General features: G+C 67.0%; 9 protein-coding genes. 5 read left to right on the top strand and 4 right to left on the bottom strand.

Annotated features, from left to right (window positions below; genetic code table 11):
* A partial coding sequence (locus AC6RA4_RS20425) for an aspartate aminotransferase family protein (protein ID WP_500163474.1) occupies nt 1-984 on the bottom strand: 984 nt, incomplete at its 3' end.
* 125 nt (nt 985-1,109) lie between these two features.
* Between AC6RA4_RS20425 and AC6RA4_RS20420 the strand changes: the two genes are divergently transcribed.
* The 3 genes from AC6RA4_RS20420 to AC6RA4_RS20410 all read left to right on the top strand — a co-directional run bounded on the left by AC6RA4_RS20420 (nt 1,110) and on the right by AC6RA4_RS20410 (nt 5,265).
* The gene (locus tag AC6RA4_RS20420) at nt 1,110-2,075 is read left to right on the top strand and encodes a TAXI family TRAP transporter solute-binding subunit (protein WP_500163472.1); all 966 of its coding nucleotides are present in this window, start codon (nt 1,110-1,112) and stop codon (nt 2,073-2,075) included.
* 124 nt (nt 2,076-2,199) lie between these two features.
* Nucleotides 2,200-4,827 carry a TRAP transporter permease gene (locus AC6RA4_RS20415; protein ID WP_500163470.1) on the top strand — a complete coding sequence of 876 codons (2,628 nt, stop codon included), beginning with the start codon at nt 2,200-2,202 and terminating at the stop codon, nt 4,825-4,827.
* Nucleotides 4,828-4,839: 12 nt separating this feature from the next.
* Nucleotides 4,840-5,265 carry a universal stress protein gene (locus AC6RA4_RS20410; RefSeq protein ID WP_500163469.1) on the top strand — a complete coding sequence of 142 codons (426 nt, stop codon included), beginning with the start codon at nt 4,840-4,842 and terminating at the stop codon, nt 5,263-5,265.
* Between the two features lie 40 nt (nt 5,266-5,305).
* On the opposite strand, the gene AC6RA4_RS20405 is transcribed toward AC6RA4_RS20410, so the two are convergent.
* Complete coding sequence (locus AC6RA4_RS20405; protein ID WP_500163467.1) at nt 5,306-5,860, bottom strand: helix-turn-helix domain-containing protein; 555 nt, start codon at nt 5,858-5,860, stop codon at nt 5,306-5,308.
* A 21-nt stretch (nt 5,861-5,881) separates the two neighbouring features.
* Here AC6RA4_RS20405 and AC6RA4_RS20400 point away from each other — a divergent pair, with 21 nt between their 5' ends.
* The gene (locus tag AC6RA4_RS20400) at nt 5,882-6,427 is read left to right on the top strand and encodes a GNAT family N-acetyltransferase (RefSeq protein WP_500163466.1); all 546 of its coding nucleotides are present in this window, start codon (nt 5,882-5,884) and stop codon (nt 6,425-6,427) included.
* Entirely contained in the window at nt 6,424-6,861 is a 438-nt protein-coding gene (locus AC6RA4_RS20395; protein ID WP_500163464.1) for a DMT family transporter, read from the top strand. Before AC6RA4_RS20400 ends, AC6RA4_RS20395 begins: the two co-directional genes overlap by 4 nt.
* Before the next feature lie 68 nt (nt 6,862-6,929).
* Here AC6RA4_RS20395 and AC6RA4_RS20390 read toward each other — a convergent pair whose 3' ends face one another.
* Nucleotides 6,930-7,292, bottom strand: a complete 363-nt coding sequence (locus AC6RA4_RS20390) for a DUF5368 domain-containing protein (RefSeq protein WP_500163463.1) — start codon at nt 7,290-7,292, stop codon at nt 6,930-6,932.
* A 12-nt stretch (nt 7,293-7,304) separates the two neighbouring features.
* Nucleotides 7,305-8,600, bottom strand: coding sequence for an NAD(P)/FAD-dependent oxidoreductase (locus AC6RA4_RS20385; protein WP_500163462.1), 1,296 nt, complete (start codon nt 8,598-8,600; stop codon nt 7,305-7,307).
* Nucleotides 8,601-8,695 lie beyond the last annotated feature (95 nt).

The following is an 8,695-nucleotide window of genomic DNA, read 5'->3' as shown; positions in this document are numbered from 1 at the left end:
CTCGACCAGCTTGTCATCAACCAGCCGGTCGAGCACCGCGTTGGCCCCGGCGCAGGAGGTCGGGTGGCCGAGATAGGTGTGGCCGTGCTGGAAGAAGCCCGAGCCGTTCTCGATGGCGGCGTAGATCTCGGCCGAGCACAGCATCGCCCCGATCGGCGCATAGCCCGCGCCAAGCCCCTTGGCGATGGCGCAGATGTCGGGCGAGACGCCATCCTGCTCGCAGGCAAACAGCGTGCCGGTGCGGCCCATGCCACACATCACCTCGTCGAGGATCAGCAGGATGCCGTTGGCGTCGCAGATCTGGCGGATGCGCTTGAAATAGCCCGGCACCGAGGGCACCGCCCCCGCCGTCGCCCCGACCACCGGCTCGGCCACGAAGGCCATGACGTTCTCGGCACCAAGCTCTGCGATCTTCTCTTCGATCTCGACCGCCAGCCGTTCGCCATATTGCTCCTCGGTCTCGCCCGGATGCCTGCCGCGATAGGCGTAGCACGGGGCGACGTGATGCACGTCGATCAGCAGCGGCGCGAAGGGCTCGCGGCGCCATATGTTCCCGCCGGTCGCCAATGCGCCGAGAGTGTTTCCGTGATAGCTCTGCCGGCGCGCAATGATGTGGCGCCGCGCCGGCTCGCCCTTCTCGAGATAGTACTGCCGCGCCAGCTTCAGCGCCGACTCCATCGCCTCGGAGCCCCCGGCGACCACGTAGACCCGGTCAAGGCCTTCAGGCGCAAGGGAAATCAGCCTGTCGGCGAGGCGCTCGGCGGGCTCGGAGGTGAAGAAGCCGGTATGCGCAAAGGCCACTTGCCCAAGCTGCGCCTGCATCGCCGCGACGACCTTCGCATCGCTGTGCCCGAGGCACGAGACCGCCGCGCCGCCCGAACCGTCGAGATAGGCTTTGCCATTCGAATCATAGAGATACGCCCCTTCTCCGCGGGAGACGACCGGCGGAAGAGACTTGGTGTGGCGCGGAAAAATATGCGACATTGCTGACCATCCTTGAGCCTGACGCGGGGTCATGCATCGGCAATCTTGCCCTGTTTGCATCCTCGCTTAGTTGTGGGCACTATCATCAGCACAAATTCAATCAAGATCACAGGGAGAACGATCTGATGAAAACCACCCTCTTCGGCGCCGTCCTGTCCGGCGCGCTCGTCATGGGCGCGGCTGCCAGCGCGCAGGACCAGCAGTTCATCTCCATCGGCACCGGCGGTGTGACCGGCGTGTACTACCCGACCGGCGGCGCGATCTGCCGTCTGGTGAACAAGAGCCGCAAGGAGCACGGCATCCGCTGCGCGGTCGAGTCGACCGGCGGTTCGGTGTACAACATCAACACCATCAAGGCCGGCGAGCTCGAGTTCGGCGTGGCCCAGTCCGACTGGCAGTACCACGCCTATAACGGCACCTCGCAGTTCTCCGACAACCCGTTCCCCGAGCTGCGCGCGGTGTTCTCGGTGCACCCCGAGCCCTTCACCCTGCTCGCCCGCGCCGATGCCGGCGTCGAGAAGTTCGAGGACATCGCCGGCAAGCGCGTGAACGTGGGCAACCCGGGTTCCGGCCAGCGCGCCACGATGGAAGTCGTCATGGAAGCCTTCGGCATCGGCATGGACGATCTTGCGCTCGCCACCGAGTACAAGGGCTCCGAGATGGCGCAGCAGCTCTGCGACGGCAACATCGACGCGATGATCTACACTGTGGGCCACCCGGCGGCGGCGATCCAGGAAGCCACCACCACCTGCGACGTGAAGCTGATCGACGTGGTCGGCGAGCCGATCGACACGCTCGTGGCCGACAACCCCTACTACCGCGTCGCCACCATCCCCGGCGGCATGTATGCGGGCAATGACGAAGACACCACCACCTTCGGTGTCGGCGCCACCTTCGTGACCTCCGCAGATGTGCCGGAAGACGTGGTCTACGTGGTCGCCAAGTCGGTGATGGAAAACATCTCGGACTTCCAGCAGCTGCACCCGGCCTTCGCCAACCTCGACCCGGCGCAGATGGTCAAGGACGGCCTGTCGGCACCGCTGCACCCCGGTGCGGAGAAGGCCTACAAAGAACTGGGCCTGATGGAATAAGGGGACGCTTCCCCGCGGGCGCCGGGTCTTCCGGCGCCCGCACAAAGCTCTGAGGCTGCGCGAGAAAAACAGCGCAACCCACTTAAAAACATAAAATATATCCTTTCAACAGGGGGACTGGGCGATGGTGGATCAACCGTCAACGGAACGCACTGCCGACGACATGGTGGCGGAGGCCGATACCGGCGCGCGCAACCCGACCAACTGGCAAGGCACGCTGATCATCGGCACCTGCATCGCGTGGTCGCTGTTCCAGCTCTACATCGCCTCGCGCATCCCGGGGATGCTGGCCCAAGCCACGGGCATGAGCATCTTCGCCAATATCGTGGCCCAGGCCCGCTTCGTGCACCTCGCCTTCGCGCTGGCGCTCGCCACCATGGCCTTCCCCCTCACCAAGTCGGCCCCGCGCGACCGCATCCCCGCCTATGACTGGGCGCTGCTGGTGCTTGGCGTCTCGGCCTGCCTCTATCTCGTGGTCTTCCGCTTCGAGATCGCCAGCCGCCCCGGCCTCTGGAGCACCACCGACATCACCATGTCGGCCATCGGCATGATCTGCCTGATGATCGCGGTCTACCGCTCGCTCGGCCTGCCGCTGGTGATCATCGCCTGTATCTTCGTAGCCTTCGCCTTCTTCGGCGGCTACTCGGAATGGGCCCGCAACATCACCAATTACGGCGGCGCCTCGCTGTCGAAGGCGCTGGGGCATTACTGGATGCAGACCGAGGGGGTCTTCGGCGTGGCGCTCGGCGTCTCGACCGCGATGATCTTCCTCTTCGTGCTTTTCGGTGCCCTGCTCGACCGCGCCGGCGGCGGCAACTGGTTCATCCAGGTCGCCATCGCGCTCCTGGGCGCGCTGCGCGGCGGCCCGGCCAAGGCCTCGGTGCTGTCCTCGATGCTCACTGGCATGATCTCGGGCTCGTCGATCGCCAACACCGTGACCACCGGCACCTTCACCATCCCGCTGATGAAGCGCATCGGCTTCCCGGCCGAGAAAGCCGGCGCCGTCGAGGTCGCCTCCTCGACCAATGGCCAGCTGACCCCGCCCGTCATGGGCGCGGCGGCCTTCCTGATGGTCGAATACGTCAACATTCCCTATATCGACGTGGTCAAGCACGCCTTCCTGCCGGCGGTGATCTCGTACATCGCGCTGCTCTACATCGTGCATCTCGAGAGCCTGAAGATGGGCCTCAAGGGGCTCGAGAAGCCGGGGCGGCGCATCGGCGTTCTGATGATCCTCATCCTGTTCCTGTCGGGCTTCATCCTGCTTGGCGCGCTGACCTTCCTGATGATCGGCCTGCGCACCCTGCTCGAGCCGATCATGGGCAACTCGATCTATGCCGCCGTGGCCCTCGTGGCGGTGATCTACTTGGTGCTGCTGAAGATCGCGGCGAGCCTGCCCGAGATCGAGGAAGACACCGATCCCGACGCGCCGCCCAAGGCACCGCGCCTGACGCCGACGCTGATCGGCGGGCTCTACTTCGCCATCCCGATCTTCATCCTGGTGTGGAACCTGATGGTGCGGACCGACACGCTCGACCGCCTGTCGCCGGCGCTCTCGGCCTTCTGGGCCACGGTCTTCATGATCATCATCTCGCTGACCCACCGCCCGATCAAGGCGATGTTCCGCGGCCATGACGTCGGCGCAGAGGCGCGCGCCGGCTGGGGCGACTTCGTGCAAGGTTTGATCCTCGGCGCACGCAACATGATCGGCATCGGCGTCGCCACCGGCGCCGCCGGCATCATCGTGGGCACCATCTCGCTGACCGGCGCGCACCAGGTCATCGGCACGGTGATCGAGGTGATCTCGGGCGGCAATCTGATGGTGCTACTGATCCTCGTGGCGGTGCTGTCGCTGATCCTCGGCATGGGCCTGCCGACCACCGCCAACTACATCGTCGTCTCGTCGCTGATGGCGCCCGTCATCATCAGCGTCGGCGCGCAGGTGGGGCTGGTGGTGCCGCTGATCGCGGTCCACATGTTCGTGTTCTACTTCGGCATCCTCGCCGACGACACGCCACCGGTGGGCCTCGCCGCCTATGCGGCGGCGGCGATCTCGCGCGGCGACCCGATCAAGACCGGTCTGCAGGGCTTCGGCTACGACATCCGCACCGCGCTGCTGCCCTTCCTGTTCATCTTCAACACCGACCTGCTGCTCATCGACGTGAGCTTCGGGCACGCCGTCTTCGTGTTCTTCATAGCGCTCCTGGCGATGTTGCTCTTCGCCGCCGCGACGCAGGGCTACTTCATCGCCAAGTCGCGGATCTGGGAGAGCGCGGTGCTGCTCTTCATCGCCTTCATGCTGTTCCGACCGGGCTTCTTCCTCGACATGGTCGAAGAGCCCTATGTCTCGGCCTCCGGTGGTGCGGCGCTGGAGCTGATGGCCAGCGAGCCCGACGGCGCCGAGCTGCGGGTGATGGTCGAGGGCCCGGATTTCGACACCGGCAAGCTGCGCCCGACCACGGTGGTGATCCCGGCGGTCGCGGGAGATGCCGAGACGGCGCTGGCCGATCAGGGGCTTACGGTGATGGAAGAGGACGGCAAGCTCTTGCTCGACGAGCCCTTCCCCGGCACGCCGCTCTTCGATCAGCTCGGCACCGAGTATGATTACTACGGCGACAACCCTGTGGTGATCTCGGCGGTCGAGGTCGAAAACGAGCGCATCGCGAAGGAATGGTTCTTCCTGCCCGCGCTGTTGCTGCTGGCGGGGATCGTGATGATCCAGCGCCCGCGCGCCACGCAACCGGCCTTCTGAGGAGGAGAGGCAATGTACCAGACGATCCTGCTGGCGGTGGACATCAACGATCTGCCCGAATCCGGCCAGGTGGCCGAAGCGGCGGTGCGCATGGCCAAGGAAGAGGGCGCCACGCTGCACGTGGTCAACGTCATCCCCGGATCGGGGATGGCGATGGTCGGCTCCTATCTCGGGCCCGATCAGGCCAACGCCATCAAGACCGAGGCCCGCGACAAGCTCACCGCCTGGGCGAAGGAGGTGATCCCTGAATACCTCCTCGGCAAGGTGAAGGTGACGCAGGGCACGATCTATCACGAGATCATCAAGGCGGCGAAAGAGCTCGGCGCCGAGGTCATCGTGGTCGGTGCCCATCGCCCGGCGCTGAAGGACTACCTCGTCGGCCCCAATGCCGCCCGGGTCGTGCGCCACGCGCCGCAAACCGTGCTGGTGGTGCGCTGAGGTCCAAAGCAAGGGTCCGCTGCGCGCTGCGCGGCGGGCCTCACAGCCGCGCCACGACCACCGCGTAGCGGCAGGGGCCGTCGCCCTCGTTGACGAAGCTGCAGCGCCGCGGTGTGCCCAGCGTCAGGCAATCGTCCGGTCCCAGCCGCCAGACCTCCTTGCCCTCCTCGAAGGTCAGCTCTCCCGACTGCACCCAGATGCTCTGCATCAGAAAGCCGTAGCTTTGCGGCGGGAAGCTCACCCGCTCGCCCGGCGGCAGGGTCACCCGCACGATCTCGAGCTTGCGCCCCGCGCTCTCTCCCTGCGGGGTCACCACCTCGCGCAGGTAGCCGGTCTCGGGATCCTGCCAGACCTCGCGTTCCGCCGCCCGCGACAAGCGCGAAGTGCCGGTCACCGGCTCGGCCAGAAGCTCGGACATGGTCAGCCCGAACGCCCCCGAGAGCCGTCCGATCACGGCCGCCGTGGGGCTGCTGTCGCCCGCCTCGATGCGGTGGATCATCGCGCGCGACACCCCTGCCCGTTCCGCAAGCTCGGTCAGTGACCAATCGCGCCGCTTTCGCTCGTTTCGGATGTTTCGGGCTAGACCTGTGCTCATGGCGTCTAATATATTAGACAAATGCAATCCGATCCACGCCTTTCCCCCGACGCCCCGCAGATTGACGACGCCACCGAGGCAGATCTGCCGGGCATCCTCGAGATCTACAACGACGCGGTGCACAACACGCTGGCGATCTGGAACGAGATGCCGGTCGATCTCGGCAACCGCCGCGACTGGTGGCAGGCGCGCGAGGCGCAGGGCTACCCGGTGCTGGTGGCCCGCGACGCGGGCGGCGCGGTGCTGGGCTATGCCAGCTTCGGCGACTGGCGCGCCTTCGAGGGCTTTCGCCACACCGTCGAGCATTCGGTCTACATCCACCCGTCAGCCCGCGGACGCGGCGTGGCGCGTGTGCTGATGTCGGCGCTGATCGACCGGGCGCGCGGGCTGGACAAGCATGTGATGGTGGCGGGTATCGAGAGCGGCAACGCCGCCTCCATCGCGCTGCACCGCAGGCTCGGCTTCACCGTCACCGCGGAGATGCCGCAGGTTGGCTGCAAGTTCGGGCGCTGGCTCGACCTCACCTTCATGCAACTGGCGCTCGACGCCCGCGAGGTGCCGGAATGACGTTGCTCGTCACGCTGCTGCTGCTGGTCACCGCCGGCAGCGCGCTGGTGCTGCAGAACGCGCTGATGCTCGAGGCGCGCACCGTCTCGGGCTCGATCTGGGTGGCGCTGTGGCTGAACTCGGCGGTGGGTCTGGTGGTGCTGAGCGTCACCGCGCTGGCGGTGGACGGGCCCGAGGCCTTTGCCCGGCTGGCCGGCGGGCGCTGGTGGCTCTTCCTCGTGCCGGGGCTTCTGGGCACGCTCTTCGTCTTCGCGAGCCTCACCGGCTATGCGCAGGTGGGCGCCACGCTGACGATCTCGGCGCTGGTCGCCTCGCAGGTGGTGGCGGGGCTGGGCTTCGACACGATGCGCGGCACCACCGTCGCCCCGGCCCAGATCTTCGGGCTGGTGCTGCTGGTGGCAGGCGTCGCGCTGGTGGTCGGCGCGCGGGACTGACGCCGCCGCGCCCCGCCTTACGCGCCGAGAACAGCCCGCAAGGGCTGGAAGACGCCCCGCGCGGCCCCCTAGAGCCCCTCCTCCGCCTCGGGACGCGCCACCAGCGACTGCACCGTGTAGACCAGGATCGCCGCACCGATGGCGCCGCCCGCGGCCACGCCCAGCAGCACGATCACGTCGACCGGTCCGCCGATATTGGCGAGCTCGGAATGGGTCATCGCCATGACGAACCACACCGCTGCCACCGCCCCCACCGGCATCGCAAGCTGCGCCAGCAGGAACTTGCGCCAGCTCACGTGGCGGTCGCGGATCAGCACGTAGAGATAGGCCAGCGTGACCAGCCCCGCCGCCACGACCATGGCCCAGAACAGCGCCTGCCCGAAAATCTCTTCGAACACGGCGATCAGGGTTGAGAATGTCAGGTCTTTCATCGTCTCTCCTCCTCAGGCCCGGCCACGCAGCATGGCGTTGTAGGTCGCTTTCAGCGCGACCTCCTTCATCAGCCAGCTGATCCACAGCTCCTCGAGCGGCGCGATGATGCCGGGGAACGAGGGCACGAGATTGTTGTGGTAGTCGAACTCCACCAGCATCGCCCGCCCGACCCGGGTGATCATCGGACAGGAGGTGTAGCCGTCATAGGTCTCGCTGGGCTCACGGCCCGCGATGGCCGAGACCAGCCCGTCCTCGACCACCGGCACCTGCCATTTCACGCTGGCGGCGGTCTTGCCCTTGGGCACGCCCGCCACGTCGCCAAGCGCCCAGATATTGTCGTAGCGCAGGTGCCGCAGGCTCGCCATGTCGCATTCGACCCAGCCCTGATCGGTCCACTTGTCGGCCCAGCTCAGGCCCGAGCGGCGGATCACCTCGGGGGCGCGCTGCGGCGGAATGACGTGGATATAGTCATATTCCATCTCGACCGCGCCCTCGGGCGTGTCGAAGCGCGCGCGCTTCGCGCCCGCGTCGATGGCCCTGAGCGTGTGATGCAGATGCGGCGCGATGCCCCGGTCGCCGAACAGCATGCGCACCTTCTCGGCCACGATCGGCACCCCGAAGAGCGAATCCTGCGGCGCGACATAGTCGATCTCGAGCGCGCCATGGGTGCCCGCCTTGCGCGCCAGATCGTCGATCAGGAAGGTGTGCTTGAGCGGCGCTCCGGCGCATTTCATCTCGGTCTCGGGCCGGGTGAAGACGCCCTTGCCGCCCTCCTCGATAAAGCGGCTCGCCGCCGCCCAGGTGCGCGCCGCGTAGTCCGGCCCGGCATAGAGCGCGCCGATGCCGTTCTCGCCCACCATATCGAGGCTAAAGCCCTCGATGGCGTCATGGTCGAGGATCAGCCCCGGCGCCACGACCAGGAAATCATAGCCCAACGTGGTGCCGCCCTCGGTGCTGACGGTCTGCGCCTCGGGATCGATCGCCGCCGCCTTCTCGGCGATCAGCGTGACGCCGTCTGGCAGCCAGTCGGTGGTCTTGCTCAGAACGTAACCCGCCGGCTTCAGCCCCGCCGCCACCAGCGACAGGCCGGGCTGATAGAGATGCTCTGCGCGCGGGTCGATCAGCGTGATCTCGGCCCCCTCGAGCCGCCGCACCAGCCGGTTGGCCAGCGCCGTGCCCCCGGCGCCCGCGCCGATGATGACGATGCGGGCGCTGGTCTCGAGCGGTGCCGCCTCGGCCGGTGCAGCCGCGCCGGCCACCAGCGGCGCCGCGGTCGGCAGCACGACGCGAGAGGCTGTCACACGCATGTATGGACGTAACAAGGGGATATTGGGCGCCACTTCGACATCCGCCCGCCTGGAGGAACGCCCGCTGTTGTCCGAGACCGAGGCGCGGCTCCTCA

The sequence above is a fragment of the Salipiger sp. genome (genome assembly GCF_059781815.1).
This window is presented reverse-complemented; position numbering and strand designations above follow the sequence as displayed.

Excerpts from the sequence above, each read along its gene's own strand:
- AC6RA4_RS20410 (WP_500163469.1), top strand. The coding sequence starts at position 4,840 with ATGTACCAGACGATCCTGCTGGCGGTGGACATCAACGATCTGCCCGAA.
- AC6RA4_RS20405 (WP_500163467.1), bottom strand. The coding sequence starts at position 5,860 with ATGAGCACAGGTCTAGCCCGAAACATCCGAAACGAGCGAAAGCGGCGC.
- AC6RA4_RS20385 (WP_500163462.1), bottom strand. The coding sequence starts at position 8,600 with ATGCGTGTGACAGCCTCTCGCGTCGTGCTGCCGACCGCGGCGCCGCTG.
- AC6RA4_RS20395 (WP_500163464.1), top strand. The coding sequence starts at position 6,424 with ATGACGTTGCTCGTCACGCTGCTGCTGCTGGTCACCGCCGGCAGCGCG.
- AC6RA4_RS20400 (WP_500163466.1), top strand. The coding sequence starts at position 5,882 with ATGCAATCCGATCCACGCCTTTCCCCCGACGCCCCGCAGATTGACGAC.
- AC6RA4_RS20415 (WP_500163470.1), top strand. The coding sequence starts at position 2,200 with ATGGTGGATCAACCGTCAACGGAACGCACTGCCGACGACATGGTGGCG.
- AC6RA4_RS20420 (WP_500163472.1), top strand. The coding sequence starts at position 1,110 with ATGAAAACCACCCTCTTCGGCGCCGTCCTGTCCGGCGCGCTCGTCATG.
- AC6RA4_RS20390 (WP_500163463.1), bottom strand. The coding sequence starts at position 7,292 with ATGAAAGACCTGACATTCTCAACCCTGATCGCCGTGTTCGAAGAGATT.